Below are 15,600 nucleotides of genomic sequence, written 5' to 3' on the forward strand. Positions count from 1 at the left end.
GTGAATACGGTGTTTTAAGTCACTATGCACTAAGTGTATTTCCCAAACTTTAATTTAAACACTCAATGCTTGGCATTGGGCTGACGCATCTCTCCCTAAAAATAGTGTGTAGCCCCACAAGCCTAAAATATATGTAGAAAAACAATGCAAAAAGTTAAAACCGCCACCTTAAACCGTGCCACGCTAATGTTCCCATTGGCATTGGTGCTGTTTGAATTTTCCGTCTATATCGGGAACGACTTGGTTCAGCCTGCCATGCTTGCCATTACCAAAGACTTTGGCGTGACCAGTTCATGGGCACCATCTTCCATGTCGTTTTACTTGTTGGGCGGAGCATGTGTCGCATGGTTACTCGGTCCATTGTCCGACAGACTTGGAAGAAAAAAAGTATTACTTGCTGGCGTAATATTTTTTGTACTGTGCTGCTTACTAATTTTACTGACGAAAAATATTGAAAGCTTTTTGGCGCTGCGCTTTTTACAAGGCATTGGCTTAACGGTTATTTCCGCCGTCGGTTATGCGGCTATTCAGGAAACCTTTGAAGAACGCGACGCGATTAAAGTCATGGCACTGATGGCCAATATTTCATTGCTTGCACCCTTACTGGGACCTGTGATCGGTGCATTTCTGATTGATCATATCTCTTGGCATTGGGGTTTCGTTGGTATCGCATTTTTGGCCTTTTTAAGCTGGTTTGGGTTAAAGGCAAAAATGCCGGAGACTAAAGTCAGCATTCCAAGACAGCCGATCAGTTATATTCTGGATGACTTTAGACAAGTTTATAAAAATAAACGCTTTTTGGGAATGGCTTTGGCATTACCGATGGTCAGTATACCGTTGATGCTGTGGATTGCACTTTCACCAGTCATGTTGGTGGAAGAGTTGGGCTTTAGCAGCATGCAATATGGCTTGGCACAGTTTCCGGTACTGGGTGGATTAATCCTTGGTAATATCGTGCTGATTAAAATTATCGATAAACTGGCTTTGGGAAAATCAGTTCTCATGGGTTTACCGATTATGCTCCTCGGAACCGTGGTTTTACTGGCTGGAGTGATCTGGCAGGACTATCTGATCTGGTGCTTAATTGCAGGCATGACTTTAATCAGCTTTGGTGAAGGCATCAGTTTTTCGGTGCTGTACCGTTTTGCGCTGATGTCATCGGAAGTTTCCAAAGGTACAGTCGCAGCCGCCGTTTCAATGCTGTTGATGTTCAGCTTCTTTATTATTATTGAACTGGTTCGGATAATGTATGAGCAATACCATCTTTGGGCTTATGCAGTGGCCTGTTTTATTTTAATTGCACTGTGGTTTAGTTTTCCTCGAGCGATGCTTAAACAAATTTTACAAGAACGTAAACAGCGTGGCGCGTTTTAAACATTAAGGTCACACCGTCTTCTCCTTCAAAAATGCAGGAGAGGACGAATGCACTTGAACTTAAAGAAATAGTTTTTATTCAGCGATTGGCTGTTCAAAGTTCTTTAATTTGCGATCGAAAACAAAAGTGCCAAACGGTAAAATAGATGCGATTAAACCCAATATAAACATGGTAATCGACCATTTCTGTCTTTCGCAAACGGTAAACAGAACAATCAAAAACAGGATAAACAGTACGCCGTGTCCCATGCCGACATATTTCACTAAAATCGGATTATCCAGCATATATTTCATCGGCATCGCGATAAACAAAAGCAGCAGAAAGGAAATACCTTCTAAAAGACCAATGACACGTAAAGTTTGAATATTCATGCTCATGCTTAAATTAATCAGAATCAAGCATGAGTTTACTGAGTATTGCCGCGGTAGGGAATTAAAAAATAAATATATTTTTAAAATATATCAAATACTTATAACCAACTATTTAACTCGGATTATTTAATTTCCTGCTTCAGCAGTTGGCTGTGTAAATCTATAAATTCAGGCAGCGTTTCCAGTAATAAACTGATCTGTTTCAGTGCCAATAATAAATTTTCAGACAAATTTTCTTGTGTGCTCATGTGTTGAATGTCTTGCAGCTTGTGCTGAATTTTGTCTATATCCAAAGCTTGTTGCTGTAACAGTACGGCAAATAGCGTGTCTTTACACCACAGCATTAAATCCAGCACTTGCACGTCTTGCACCTGTTCACGGTGACTGCCCAGAGCCGAAACATAACTGAGTTGACTGTGGCTATAGACCAGATAGCGAAAGGCCGCATGAATCAGCGCCTGATTTGGATTAGGTTCGGTACTTAAACTGGAAATCATGCTCGATAATTCAATTTGCGCATTGTGTGCGGTACGACGTGCCTGACGGTAATCCAGGCTGTTGTTTTTGCCAAACTGATATTGTTTCACCACCGCATCGAAATAGTTCAAAGTGGCTTGGTTGCTTTTTTTGATGGTGCTAGAAATATTACGGAAATTCCAGTCCGGCCAGATAAAACTGACCGCAAACCAGGCAATCAGACAGCCTAAAATGGTGTCTACAATTCTAGGCAAAATAATGGCATAGCCTGCGCCTTTTAAATTAAAAATCAGCAGCACCATTAAAGTGGCCATAAGGGTTGCCATGGCATATTTTTTGGAACGCAGATAGAAAAAACACACGCCAGAAATAATGGTCAGAACCAGTTGCCCTTCAATACTTGGAACAAAATATAAAATCGGCATACCTAAAAGGACACCTAAAAGAGTACCTAAAGTACGTAGTTTTAAGCGGCTTTTGGTGGCGAAATAACTGATCTGACAGACGAATAAACTGGTCAATAAAATCCAGTAACCATTTTTGGCGAAGGGCATTAATGAGATGGCATAACCGACCGCAAAAACAAAGGCAATCCGTACTGCATGCCGAAACAACGCTGAATTGGGCGTAAAATGTTGTTTCAGTTTTAGCCATAAATCCGGGATATCCTGAATATCATCATCCAGTAAATTTAGATTTTCCTGATGCTGCAAATAATTTTGACGATAATTATTTTGTTCATGACTCAAATTTAAAAACTGTTCCTGAATTTTTTTCAGATTACGCAAAATCAGCAGCAGATTTTTCACTTCCAGATTCTGCGGATTTTCTTCAATCCATAATTGAATCGAATTTTCCAGATTGGCAATCGCAAGATCGGTGTCCGGATTCGACTGATAAGTCTGATGGGTCAGAATATCGTGCGCCAGTTTCTGACACGATAAGGCATGCAGCTTTACATTTTTTTGAATCCGAAAAATCAGGTCGGTACGGCTAAAGTTTTGATGAATATTTTCATAATGCAGATAGTTTGATGTCGCCTGTTCATGAATATCTTGCGCTAAAAAATAAAGATTGAGCCAGTAAATGGTATTTTTATTGGCACGCGATGCCTTTAAACGGGTCAGTAACGATGCTTTGGTGATATTTAGACTTTGTACCACTTCACTGTTCTTTAAGGAAAGCTCATACAGTAGCGGTTCAATATTGTCGGTATTATCGGGATCAAACAGACGGGCTTTAGCCAACAGTAAGTCAGCAATGGCATTGAAATTGGCGGCTAAATTGTCCTGGACTGCTTGAGTCGGTTTGAGTAAATAAAAGATGATCGAAGTCAGACCATACCACAACGCACCCAGTACAAAATAGCTGGGTTGCTGATACCACTGGCTGTATTCCCCCAGTCCAAACATGGTGTAAATGGATAATAAAATCGTGCCAAAAGAAATGGTGGCATAACGCTGTCCCAGTGCACCCATTAAAATAAAAGCGGCACTCGATAGCGATAAATACAGGATAAAAAGCAGTTTATAAGGATAGAGAAATTCAAGAATGCTGCTGACGCCAAAAAACAGGATACAGACATAAATCAGATTGCGCAGACGAATACTCAGGCGGTCATCAAAGTCGGTCAGGGCAGTGGCAATAGCACCCAAAGTCACTGGAACAATTAAGGACTCATAACCTAAAAACACTAAGCCTAAGGTGGTTCCGGTCAGGACAATAAAAATCTGCAAGCAATAAATTAAAATGGAATTGGATTTAAAGCGTTGAATTAAGTCTTTCAGGCTATTCACGATTTTTCTAAAGATCAATTATTGTGAATATAGCCTGAGCTTTTTTAGGGGCTGTGTCAATTTATGCTGGTGTTAAAGAGCATTGGTTTTTTAAGGATGTAGCAAGGTATGAAGCAAAAAGCAGGGTTTTGACCTGCTTTTTTTCTTTATATTTTTTAGGCTAATTATTTAATCAAGCCACAGGCAATACGATCGCCACCACCGCCCAGAGGTTTAGGTTGATCGGCATAGTTATCGCCACCGGCATGAACCATAATCGCTAAACCTTGAATGTCGGCCAGTTTTAAACGCGGTGCAACCAAAGTCACCTTCGCGTGTCCTTGAGCATCCACATTTAATAAAGGTAAATCACCTAAATGACCGGTAAGTGGCGTTCCGTGATGAGGCGCTTGGTTCGGGTTAAAGTGACCGCCCGCTGCAATGGCCGCACCGATTTTTCCATCTTTTTCAGCCGGGTCACAAGAACCTTTTTCATGAATATGGAAACCATGTGGGCCGGGTGGCAGTTCAGCCAGGTCAGTCGTAAGCACTAAACCTGCTGGACTGTCTTTGAATTGAATCGTACCAATGGCTTTACCTACACCTTGGGCCGATACCGCATGAACAGTCGTCTGATGAGGAGCCTCATGAGATGAGCTCGGGGAGTTTGCACAGCCCACCATTGCAAAACCAGCAACGGTACAGAGTGTCGTTAATTTGAATAGTGAAGAAGACATTAAGTTGCATCCTTATGTTTTATTATGACCTTGACCATTCAAACAAGGGGACGGATGCAACTCAATGCTAATTAAGTATTTGAATGTATGAGTTTCTTAAACTTTAAGCTTAAGTTTTATCTGGGGTGGACTCGTCTTTATCATCATCCAGATCATACGCCATAGTGGATTTTGGCAGCATGAAAGGCCCAAATTCATTGGTTTCATGCAACCATTCACGCCAAATCGCCAGCAACACCGCAAGAATCACCGGACCAATAAACAGGCCCACCAGACCAAAACTGGCAATCCCCCCTAATACCCCGAACATGATCAGCAAGAATGGAATTTGGGTTGCACCCGAAATTACCAGTGGACGAATCACGTTATCTGAAGTACTGACAATACAGACACCCCAGACCATGACTCCAATGGCTTCCATAGTCTGTCCTTGAGAGAACAGCCATAAGGCAACTGAACCGTAAGCAATCGGTGTTCCAAACGGAATCAGTGCCAGGATGAAGGTCACAATGGTCAGTACCATTGGGTTGGGTACGCCGGCAACAAAATAACTTAAACCAGCTAATACTGCTTGCGCCACCGCAGTTAAACCGACGCCATAAACCACAGCACGTGTCGTTTCAGAAATGGTGTCTAAATAATGATGAACCCGTGGGCCAATGATCATTTCCAGTGCCTTGCTGACCTGGTTTAAAATAGTTTGACCATCACGGTAGAAAAAGAACAGCGAAAGTACCGCAAAACACAGCTTAACGATATTTTTGCCAATCTCATTGAGAACGAAACGACCATAATTGAGATGACCCTGAATCCAGATGGAAACACTCTGTATAATACTGTTCGGATCAGTATTGATATCCTTTAAGGTTCGGCTGACTTCCTTGCCTATAAACGGTAAATCGCGAATAAATTGCGGAACATTTAAATGACCTGAGAACACCTGTTTTTGCAATTCATAATATAAATTTCGACCTTCATGTTGCAGCATGAAAATACCGAAGGTCAGTGGAATACCGATCAGCAAAATAATCAGACTGATCATGATGGTTGCACTTAGGGTGGCACGTGAACCAGACTTACGATAAATCCATTGATACCAAGGCCAGGTCATATAGGCGATAATGGCTGCCCAAAGTACAGGCACAATAAAGTATTTGAGGACGTTAAAGCTCAAGAAAAGGAGGATGAAAAATAATCCAAATAATAATACTTTTTGTAATGTTGGCGCGTACTGTTGCACTGCATTCACTGATTTGTTTCTAAGGTCCATGCCATCTTAACTGAAAAAAAAGCTCGCGAAAATGAATGCCGAGTAAGTTCTCGTGAATAATCAATAAGCAAAGACTGCTTCTGGACGGCAAGCTAGACCCTGTAAGCCCCTAAAACCATTTTGTCGGATCATCGATAATGGCATTTAAAACCGGTTGCCACTGGTTTTGCATGCTTAAATAATTTTTTTGTGTTTTATCAAACACGGTGAGTCCCTGCATAGCCAACTGACTATAAGCAGTGCGTTCAGAAATCCAGGCCACCGGTTGCTGTTCAATTTTATTGAAAAAATCTTGAATCTCTTTCGTGCTGGCACTGTTGGCTTTAACACGATTGGCAAGCAGTAAAATTTGTACTTTGCCTTTACGAATACGCTTGATGTCCTGTAAATGTTTTAAGAAACGGCGCGTGCTGTCGATATCGAAAAATGAAGGTTGTAAGGGCGTAATAATGGCGTGAGCTTCCCCAATCAGTTGTTCTGCATGCTCACCAGAAAGTGCACCCGGCGCATCTATAATCAGATATTCAATATTTTTAGGGGCATCACCAATTGATTTTTCATGTCGCCAGTCCAGGCTTTGAATTGGGGCAGCATTGTCAGGGCGATGTTTGAGCCATTGCAAAGTCGATTTTTGGTTGTCGGCATCTGCCAGTGCAACACGGTAACCTTTTTGTGCTAAAGCCGCAGCCAGACTGATCGCGGTAATGGTTTTACCACATCCACCTTTTTGATTTGCAATTAAGATTGTTTTCATGACCCTGACGATTTTATTCTGCTCCGCCCTAGCATATCATTGTTTGATGCGACGAATATGACACATGACAAAAGTCTTAAAGACCCATGTGGCGGTACTTTTTTGGATTAGGAAAAAATAATGTCCATTTGGATGGCAATGTTGATTGGTGGGTGTATAGGCGTGGTATTAACCACACTAATTTTAAGCAATACTCGAAATGGACGAGTCAAAGCAGAGTATGAACAATATATTGCCGAGCTGGAGTTAGAGCATCAACAGGCTTTAATCCATGCACAAAAGCGTAGTGTAAATACCAGTCGCGCCGTGTTGAAAGGAAAAATGGCAGAGCAAATGGCACCGATTATGCCCGAGTTTCAATACCTGCCCAGTGATGCCAAATTCTTGGGTGATCCGGTCGATTATGTCGTGTTTGATGGCTATACCGACTTACGCGATGGCGAAGGTCGGGCAGAAGATATAGAAGTGGTGCTAATTGATATTAAAAGTGGCGGGGCACGACTCACCAAAGGGCAACAAGCGATTGCCCAAGCCATTCGCGATGGCCGGGTTCGTTTTGAAACCATTCGTATCGATTTTGATGATTAATATAGTGTAGCTAAACAGGTTGCCCAGATTCAATCCGGGCAACAATCACTATGCTTTTTCAGTCCGGGCAAAGAACATGCGTCTGCCAATTTTAGGAATCCCAGTGGCATCAAAATAATGCTGTTCTTTAAAGCGAAAATTTGCATCCAGCAGGGCTTGCTCAATATTGCGATTCAGGTGACACCCATCTGCCAGACGTTTTTGCAGCGGAGTCAGCAAATTCTGTAAATGCTTAAGTGTCTTGTTGTCCTGATATTGAACATGCTCAATCAAATGTAAAGTACCAGTCGGTTTGAGTACCCGATGCAGTTCATTTAAAGCTGGGGTTAAATTTTCAATACTGCATAAAGTCCAGGTGCTAACAATGTGTTCGATACTGTTATCTGCAAAAGGCAGCTTTTCTGCACTCGCCTGAACATGCTGCACATGTATCGCACTTTCATGCACACGTTGAATAGCGAGTTGATAAATATCTGGATTCGGTTCGAGTGCGTATAGCGTATCGATGTTTTGATAAAAGGGCAGATTTATCCCGGTTCCAAAACCAATTTCTAACACTTCACCTGAAATCGGTAACAGTAATTCACGACGCTGATCCATCAAGCTCGGCGTTTGCATCACTTGATTAAGCAAATGTGGGAAAATATGTTGCTGATAAAATTTATAAATCATTGATCGCTTAATTTTTCTTTATATCTATTTAGATTAATAGAAATTTCCTTCAATTAATAAGACAAAAAAGTGACTGAATATATCTATATTGTTACCAAGTCCATATGGTGATTTAAGTTTCATGATTTAAGATAAAAATTGAAAATAAAGAAATTCGCTTTGAGGTACACAGATGACTAGACAATTATTATTTAGTGTTTTACTTGCAACCACCATGTTACAAGTAAGCGCCAGCGCATCTGTCGATCATAATATTGCTAAGGGTTTAGCGCCGGTTGCTAAAGACCAATCAATTAAAAAGCTACAATCTTTTAGAGGTGATTTTCGTATTTTAGGCTCAAAAATTTATACCAGCGATGAGCAAGCCAAGTTTTCTCCAATTGATTATGCGGTAAGTTGGGGCTTATTTGCGGAGCCTGAAATTGCACGACATATATCGGTTAATCAGTATGACCGTTACCTGAACTGGAAGATTGACCGTTTACCGGTACCAAAAGAGCAAGCCATGCAGATGGTGTCAAATATGCATATTATTCCGGCAAACCCACAGATTGCCAAACAAATTAAAAATGTAAAACGGGGTGATCTGGTACGTTTAACCGGGGAGCTGGTTGAAATTAAAGATAAAGATTTGGTCTGGACTTCATCTCTAACCCCGACCGATACGGGAGATGGTGCCTGCGAGTTATTTCGCGTCAGTTCAATTGAATGGATTGAAAAAGTAAAAGGTTAATCCTTTTTAAATCGCTTTCTTGCGTACTCGAAAGATTTTTCGAGAATACTCACCTTTTTCTAAGGGGTGAATAACAAGCCCACTTAAGTAAAGTGGGCTTGTTATATTCTAAGACTTATATCAGAAACTTATTTCGCTGTTAAAGCTTGACCTTCGAACTGAATGCCATCCCAACCATTTTGCATAAACTGGCGAATATTCTGGTGATCGGTTGAATCAGGCGTCGCTAATACAGCAGCATAGTGTTCAGCGAATAAACTTAAGGTTTGGGCCTGATCTAAACCATTCAGTTGAGCAAAAGAAAATACTTTGGCACTGCCCTGATTTTCAGTCGCAGCATTGGCTTGTTGCCCATTTTTGAATGCGGTTGGCGCATGGTTATAACGGGCTTCAATATATGCAATCACATCTGCAAATTTCGCTTCGCCTGCTTGAAGTTGTGCCAATAAATCTTGAGCCATAATTTTCTCAATCCATACAAATAGTCAATTTAACCGCCAGACTATAACAATTTTTATGTGTTTTATTCAGCATTATTTCTTTGTAAAAAATACAGATTCATGCAAAAGTATTGTTCAATGAAAACAGGGTTGTGTAGATAAGACATGTTATACACATCCGATATTGGACGAAATAAATGAGCTGGTTATTGGTGGCGATGGGTGGGGCGATTGGCGCAAGTTTGCGTTATGGTGCAGGGGTATTTTTGCTTAAACCGACCAGCGTATTTCCCTGGACCACATGGTGGGTCAATATTTTTGGCTGCCTGCTTGCAGGAATATTCTTTGCTTATAGTCAAAAATTTCCCAGCTTACAAAATGAAGCACGGCTGTTTTTGATGGTCGGAATTTTAGGTGGCTTCACCACATTTTCCAGTTTTGGTTTAGAAACCTTTCAGTTATTGAAACATGGCCAGACCACACTCGCTTTAGGCTATGTGATCTCAAGTGTCATCATTGGAGTGATGGTTTTGGCATTGGGTTTTTATTTGTTTCAATGGTTATTACACAGCAAATAAAAGCTGAACGTTTTTGATAAAAATACAATAGATAAAAAAAAGAAGCCTAAGTGGAGGAGGAGGCTTAGGCTTCTTAATAATGAAAAAAATAACAACATCAGCTTAACTGAATATTAACTTATTGTGTGCGTTTGAAACGCGCAAAACGTTTATTGAAGCTTGCCACACGTCCTTCATTACTGGTTTGACGTTGTTCACCTGTATAAAACGGATGCGATGCACTGGAAATATCTAAAGTTACATAAGGATAATCCTGACCTTGATAACTCTTGGTGTGTTGGCTTTGTAAGGTGCTACCAATAATGAAATAGGCATCCGCATTGGTGTCATGAAACAGGACTTCACGATATTCTGGATGGATATTAGCGCGCATAGTTGACTCCAAAACTATTATTGATTTAATTATGTTATAACATAACATCCGCTTTGGCAAATAAAACCCAAATCAGAAACTTTATTTGGGTTGTATGAAAGGTTTATTGACGCGGTGGTACCAGTTCATCAAACAGGTCATTGAGATTGTCATGCATTTTTAAATGAATCATATTCCAGTAATGACCAGATACGGTACGATTAACCATCAATGTTTCTGGCGAAGGCTTGAATACATCCCAATATTTCAATGAAGGCTTAAGTAGTTCCATGCCATCATGATGTGCGGAATTTTCTTCAAAATCGTACATGGTGCTAAGGGGGCGCATTAGGACTTCTAACCAATGCCTGTAAAGGTCAGCCGGGAATTTTCCTTGTTCTGAAATGGCATGCAGGGCATCCAGCTGTTGTTCCATTTCCGCAATATTGCCTTCACGGGCAGACTGAATCAAATGCTTAAAGTGCTGTACAGTTTCACCGGATAATACTTTTACACCACCATAATCGTAAATAACCACGGTGCCATCTTCACGAAACGCAAAATTGCCCGGATGCGGGTCGCAATGAAAGCGTTTTAAATAGAAAATCTCTTGCCCAATGGCACGAAATAAACGGCGACCCAGTTCATTACGGGTGTCTTGGGACCAGGTACTTGCAGTTTCAATACTTTCACCTTGCTCTAGGCTCAAGGTTAAAATATGTCGTGAAGAATAGTCTTTATAGACTTGCGGGATAATAATCTTATTGTCCAAAGCTTCATGAAATGTACGCGCCACTTCTAAATTTTGCGCTTCAATTTCATAATTCAGTTCATTGTCTAAACTTTCCTGAATTTCCTTGAAAAGTTGATCTTGTAATTTACGATCAACCTTCAATACACCCATTAAACGTAAAGCCAAACGGACTTGTTTCAGGTCGCTTTCGCAGGCTTCATCGACACCCGGATATTGTACTTTAACCACAACTTGTTGCCCGTTCGGCAAGAAAGCTTTATGCACTTGGCCAATAGAAGCTGCGGCAAAAGGTTGTTCATCAAAGTGTTTAAAGATTTGATCGAGCGGTTTACCCAACTCTTTTTCGACTTGAGCTTTAATTTCAGCAAAAGGCATTGCAGGGGCCTGACGCTGTAATTTGCTAATGGCACGCGCGACTTCAGGCGGGAAAATGTCTTTATATTGTGACGCAATTTGCCCCACTTTCATGACTGCACCCTTCATTTCGCCAAGGGTGTCTGCAATTTGTAGACCTATGTCTTGAAAAAGTTTACTGCGAGAGGCATTTTTTTGTTCTTCATCGGCATTAAAATTTTTGATTGAATTTGAGACGGTTTTAGTTGCAATGCTCGCCGTCATACTGGCAAGTTTTAGAAAACGACGACCGGGTGTGCTAGCCGTTTTTGCCATGCGATATTCCTCAAGATCATCATAGAAGTGTTTTAATGATCATAGGCGTTAAACTTGATATTGCCTACTTTAAATTGTTAAAAGCTGCATTTTTACTGTGCAATTTTAAAAATTAAAAATATTTTTTGTAGCTTAAATGGATGGAATGGTTGTGATTATCTTTTATTCATATTGTTATTCATCTCATTCCTTTTTCATGAGAAAAGGAATGAGATCGAGATGTTTAAGCAGTTTTGATCCGGTGATTAATCCGATATAAACGGGTCAATAACAACACACAGGCAACAGTTAGACCAACAATCAAACCGACCCACACTCCAGCCGCTTTCATTTCTGTAAAGCGTGCCAAGTAAATACCCACAGGCAAGGCAATCACCCAGTAAGCGATCATAGTGATCCACATTGGTCCTTTGGTATCTTGCATGCCACGCAGGCAACCTGCTGCACTGACTTGCCATGCATCCATTAACTGATAGGCAATCGCAAATAACAGCAGATACATTGCCACTTGTGCCACCTCATAATCAGAAGTGTAAATCGAGACAATTTCAGGCCGGAAAAACCAGATCAGAGCCATAGTGGCAAGCGCTAAAATTGTCCCGGTCAGTAATCCCAGATACTGAACTTTACGCATCGCCTGCCAGTTTTTCTCACCATAATAAGTACCAATACGAATGGTGAGCGCAATTGCGAGCGACATTGGAATCATAAACAATTGCGAGGTCACGGAAATGGCAATCTGATGCGCTGCCACCAGGGTTTCGCCCAAAGGGCTTAAAACTATTGCTGCGGTACTAAAAATACTGACTTCAAAGAAGATGGCTAAACCGATCGGGAAACCGAGCTGTAAAATACGTTTTACCCAGTATGGATCAATTTTTTCCCATGCGGCAAAAACTTGGGTTTTACGGTAAGCTTTATTTTTAAAAACATAAGTAGCCAAAGCAATAAACATCAGCCATTGCAAAATAGCGGTGGCGAATCCACAGCCGGCACTGCCCAGTTCAGGAATCGGGCCTAAGCCATACATAAAAATTAAGTTCAGTGGAATCAGTGCAACCAGTGCAAGCAGACTAATGACAGTAACCGGGCGTGGATAGCCCAGTGCTTCAGAGTAACCGCGTAGCGCTGCATACATGGTGACTGCCGGCATACCTAAACCAATGGCATGCAAGAACAAGCTGGCTTTTGGCAATAACGCTTCAGGTACGCCTAAAATAGGCAACAAAAATGGCATGACTTGTAAAATCAGTGCTGCAATGATTCCGAGAATAAATGCCACCCAAAGCGACTGCCGTGCAATGGTGGCAATTTTTTCAGGGGTGCGCGCTCCATTGGCTTCTGCAACCAAAGGGGTGGTCGCAATCATAATGCCACTGAATAACAGCATCACCGGAATCCATAAACCTACACCGACTGCAATGGCAGCAAGGTCAGTTGGGGAGAGATGTCCCGCCATAATGGTATCAATTAAACCCAAACCTGCTTGGGAAAATTGGGTGATTAAAATGGGAATCATCAAATGAAAGAGTTGCTTTAATTCAAAGCGGTTTGTTGTCGTTAAAGCAGTGACATTAGACACAAAAAATACTCATTATTTATTAATAAAGATCATGACCGTTAGCGTTGCAAAGTAAGCAGTACGCCAACGAAAATAACCATACTTCCTAAAAGGCGTTGCCAGTTAATTGGGGTTTTTTCAGTCCCAAACCAGCCAAAATGGTCCAGTAATATCGACATGGCAATTTGCCCAAAAATAACCAGTCCGGTCAGGATGAGAAAACCCAGTTTAGGGACAGCATAAATACTCAAACTGATGGCATAAACGCCTAAAAAACCACCTAACCAAAGAAACCAGGGAATTTGGATTAAAGTTGCAAAATGAGGTTTTTCTGCGGATTGAAAAAAAACCAGTATGGCAAGTACTATTGTACCAACCAAAAAAGATAAAAGGGCAGCTTGCAAGGGAGAATGTAAATATTCACGTAATTGATTATTTAAGGCGTTTTGCAAACTCATCGCAACACCGATACCCATTGCAAGCGGTAACAGAAAAAGTAACTGACTGGATATTTTCATCATATTAAGTATGTATTCTTGTTGAGTTTTTCTCAGTCTAAAACAATCATCCACAGTATTCTTTAGCGTCTTGATGCAGTCATGTTAAAATATATTTCCCGTTTTCTGTTGTTTTGAGCTTATTCCTTGGTTGAATTAAATCCTGCACTTGTTCCATTGTCTTTATATATCCATATGCCTTGGTGTGTGCGTAAATGTCCGTATTGCGACTTTAATTCGCATGCCGTGCCAGACGGGAAACTGTCTTTAGATTTAGAGCAGGAATATTTACAGGCTTTGGTGGCAGACTTTAACACCCAGGTTGAATTTGCCCAAAATCGCAAGATTCATAGTGTTTTTATTGGGGGTGGGACGCCGTCACTGATTTCTGCCAAAGGTTACGTGTGGTTATTCGAGCAACTTAAAAGCATTATTGCCTTTGAAGATGGCTGTGAAATTTCCTTGGAAGCCAATCCAGGAACCGTGGAACATGATCCTTTTGCGGAGTATTTAGAAGCAGGGATTAACCGTCTTTCGATAGGAGTACAAAGTTTTAATACGGATCACCTAAAAAAATTAGGTCGTATTCACAGTAATAATGATGCGATTAATGCGATTCATTTAGCCCGTGATGCCGGTTTTGAACGTGTCAATGTGGATTTGATGCATGGCTTGCCGGAACAGACGCTAGAGCAGGCTTTACTGGATTTAAAACTGGCGGTAGAAAATGGCGCAACGCATGTATCGTGGTATCAACTCACCATTGAACCAAATACGGTATTTTTTCGTACCCAGCCGGTTTTACCTGTAGAAGATGTTTTGGAAGATATTCAGGAACAGGGCGAGGCATATTTAAAAACCAATGGTTTTGTGAATTATGAAGTATCGGCCTGGCGTAAGGAAAAGCCTTCTGCACATAATCTCAATTACTGGCAATTTGGTGATTATCTGGCAATTGGCGCGGGAGCGCATGGCAAAGTAACACAGCCTGATGGTGTGTATCGTTTTCAAAAGACCCGTTTGCCAAAGGATTATTTGGCTAAAGTTCCCGCTGAGCATCTTCAGTTTAAAAAAATTGAAAATGAAGACATGCCGTTTGAATTTATGATGAATGCCTTACGTTTAAATAATGGCGTAGACGCAAAACTTTATCACGAGCGTACAGGTTTAGACTTGATTACTTTAAATGAACTTTTAAATTCATTACGTGCTAGAAAGCTCATGGTTGAAGATCAAAACCGTTTGTCTTGTACCGAGCAGGGGCATGTGTTTTTAAATTCAGTGCTGGAAGAGTTTCTTTAATAAGATACTGCTCTCTAAGAAAAAATTGGATACACGATAAAGCCCTCGATAACTGTTTGAGGCATGAGATGCATTGCACTGCAAGATTAAAAGCTTAATGTCTCTGCCAGGAACAAAATAATTAGACGGTATTTGACGAGTTTTGCGATGAGAATATTTGAAACATGTTTCAAATATTCATAAGGTGGTTTTGTTCTTGTGCAGCTGCTTTGCTGTTCATAATGAAACTAAAGTAATGAATGAGCTTCAGCTATAGAATTACCTAAAGTAAAAGTGTTCACAGCGGAGTCTTACTATTTGTGCATCGTATAAAAGGAGTTCGTTTGTTTCTTTTAAAAAAGAAATAAAAACTTCCGCCATTCACAAAACCTGTTCTACTTCCTCAATTGAACTATTCTCTCGCAAAAACATTATTTTCAAATTTAGAGTAGCTTGTGAAGGGTATTTACGCGTATCTATTTAATGAAATAAAAATAGTGGATAGAAATCAAAATTTTGAAAACTCATAGAGTGTGAATTTGAAGTTTGAAGCTTGATAAAAAGAATGTCTTAGTGCTCTTTTTTATTAACGATATTTGCGGGTATCTGGAGCAATTTGAGGTGCGAACCATTGTTATGGTGCTTATTTTTTAAAAAGAAACCTGTGTGGTCTTTAATTTATGTCTAAATGCTGAAGTACTTAAATTATTTCTGAA

General features: G+C 40.6%; 16 protein-coding genes. 5 read left to right on the forward strand and 11 right to left on the reverse strand.

Annotated features, from left to right (window positions below; genetic code table 11):
- The first annotated feature begins 144 nt into the window (after positions 1-144).
- Positions 145-1,374: a chloramphenicol efflux MFS transporter CraA gene (gene craA / locus AC3CAU_RS04860; RefSeq protein WP_447053683.1), complete on the forward strand. Its 1,230-nt coding sequence runs from the start codon at positions 145-147 to the stop codon at positions 1,372-1,374.
- Between the two features lie 75 nt (positions 1,375-1,449).
- On the opposite strand, the gene AC3CAU_RS04865 is transcribed toward craA, so the two are convergent.
- The 5 genes from AC3CAU_RS04865 to AC3CAU_RS04885 all read right to left on the reverse strand — a co-directional run bounded on the left by AC3CAU_RS04865 (position 1,450) and on the right by AC3CAU_RS04885 (position 6,759).
- A complete protein-coding gene (locus AC3CAU_RS04865) occupies positions 1,450-1,746 on the reverse strand; it encodes a DUF3817 domain-containing protein (protein WP_131217283.1) in 297 nt (98 codons plus the stop codon).
- Between the two features lie 122 nt (positions 1,747-1,868).
- The gene (yccS, locus tag AC3CAU_RS04870; protein WP_424619588.1) at positions 1,869-4,019 is read right to left on the reverse strand and encodes a YccS family putative transporter; all 2,151 of its coding nucleotides are present in this window, start codon (positions 4,017-4,019) and stop codon (positions 1,869-1,871) included.
- Between the two features lie 164 nt (positions 4,020-4,183).
- Positions 4,184-4,735, reverse strand: coding sequence for a superoxide dismutase family protein (gene sodC, locus AC3CAU_RS04875; protein WP_131217275.1), 552 nt, complete (start codon positions 4,733-4,735; stop codon positions 4,184-4,186).
- 109 nt (positions 4,736-4,844) lie between these two features.
- A complete protein-coding gene (locus AC3CAU_RS04880) occupies positions 4,845-5,975 on the reverse strand; it encodes an AI-2E family transporter (protein ID WP_165494051.1) in 1,131 nt (376 codons plus the stop codon).
- A gap of 139 nt (positions 5,976-6,114) precedes the next feature.
- Positions 6,115-6,759, reverse strand: a complete 645-nt coding sequence (locus AC3CAU_RS04885) for a ParA family protein (protein WP_131217271.1) — start codon at positions 6,757-6,759, stop codon at positions 6,115-6,117.
- Positions 6,760-6,879: 120 nt separating this feature from the next.
- Here AC3CAU_RS04885 and AC3CAU_RS04890 point away from each other — a divergent pair, with 120 nt between their 5' ends.
- Entirely contained in the window at positions 6,880-7,347 is a 468-nt protein-coding gene (locus tag AC3CAU_RS04890) for a Holliday junction resolvase-like protein (protein WP_424619590.1), read from the forward strand.
- 48 nt (positions 7,348-7,395) lie between these two features.
- Here AC3CAU_RS04890 and AC3CAU_RS04895 read toward each other — a convergent pair whose 3' ends face one another.
- Complete coding sequence (locus AC3CAU_RS04895) at positions 7,396-8,019, reverse strand: class I SAM-dependent methyltransferase (RefSeq protein WP_424619592.1); 624 nt, start codon at positions 8,017-8,019, stop codon at positions 7,396-7,398.
- A gap of 172 nt (positions 8,020-8,191) precedes the next feature.
- Between AC3CAU_RS04895 and AC3CAU_RS04900 the strand changes: the two genes are divergently transcribed.
- Entirely contained in the window at positions 8,192-8,752 is a 561-nt protein-coding gene (locus tag AC3CAU_RS04900) for a hypothetical protein (RefSeq protein ID WP_131217264.1), read from the forward strand.
- A gap of 128 nt (positions 8,753-8,880) precedes the next feature.
- Here AC3CAU_RS04900 and AC3CAU_RS04905 read toward each other — a convergent pair whose 3' ends face one another.
- Positions 8,881-9,213, reverse strand: coding sequence for a HopJ type III effector protein (locus AC3CAU_RS04905; protein WP_131217262.1), 333 nt, complete (start codon positions 9,211-9,213; stop codon positions 8,881-8,883).
- 176 nt (positions 9,214-9,389) lie between these two features.
- Here AC3CAU_RS04905 and crcB point away from each other — a divergent pair, with 176 nt between their 5' ends.
- Positions 9,390-9,770 carry a fluoride efflux transporter CrcB gene (crcB, locus tag AC3CAU_RS04910; RefSeq protein ID WP_424619595.1) on the forward strand — a complete coding sequence of 127 codons (381 nt, stop codon included), beginning with the start codon at positions 9,390-9,392 and terminating at the stop codon, positions 9,768-9,770.
- Positions 9,771-9,888: 118 nt separating this feature from the next.
- Here the strand turns inward: crcB and AC3CAU_RS04915 are convergent, their stop codons facing one another.
- From AC3CAU_RS04915 to AC3CAU_RS04930, 4 genes are all read right to left on the reverse strand, one after another.
- The gene (locus AC3CAU_RS04915; protein ID WP_131217257.1) at positions 9,889-10,143 is read right to left on the reverse strand and encodes a type B 50S ribosomal protein L31; all 255 of its coding nucleotides are present in this window, start codon (positions 10,141-10,143) and stop codon (positions 9,889-9,891) included.
- Between the two features lie 103 nt (positions 10,144-10,246).
- Complete coding sequence (locus tag AC3CAU_RS04920) at positions 10,247-11,545, reverse strand: ABC1 kinase family protein (RefSeq protein WP_424619597.1); 1,299 nt, start codon at positions 11,543-11,545, stop codon at positions 10,247-10,249.
- A 223-nt stretch (positions 11,546-11,768) separates the two neighbouring features.
- Complete coding sequence (locus AC3CAU_RS04925; RefSeq protein WP_424619599.1) at positions 11,769-13,127, reverse strand: MATE family efflux transporter; 1,359 nt, start codon at positions 13,125-13,127, stop codon at positions 11,769-11,771.
- 38 nt (positions 13,128-13,165) lie between these two features.
- Entirely contained in the window at positions 13,166-13,627 is a 462-nt protein-coding gene (locus AC3CAU_RS04930; RefSeq protein ID WP_131217250.1) for a DMT family transporter, read from the reverse strand.
- A gap of 123 nt (positions 13,628-13,750) precedes the next feature.
- Here AC3CAU_RS04930 and hemW point away from each other — a divergent pair, with 123 nt between their 5' ends.
- Positions 13,751-14,905 (forward strand): radical SAM family heme chaperone HemW, encoded by a 1,155-nt coding sequence (gene hemW / locus AC3CAU_RS04935; protein ID WP_447053682.1) that lies wholly within the window; start codon positions 13,751-13,753, stop codon positions 14,903-14,905.
- Positions 14,906-15,600 lie beyond the last annotated feature (695 nt).

The sequence above is a fragment of the Acinetobacter sp. GG23 genome, from assembly GCF_057766365.1.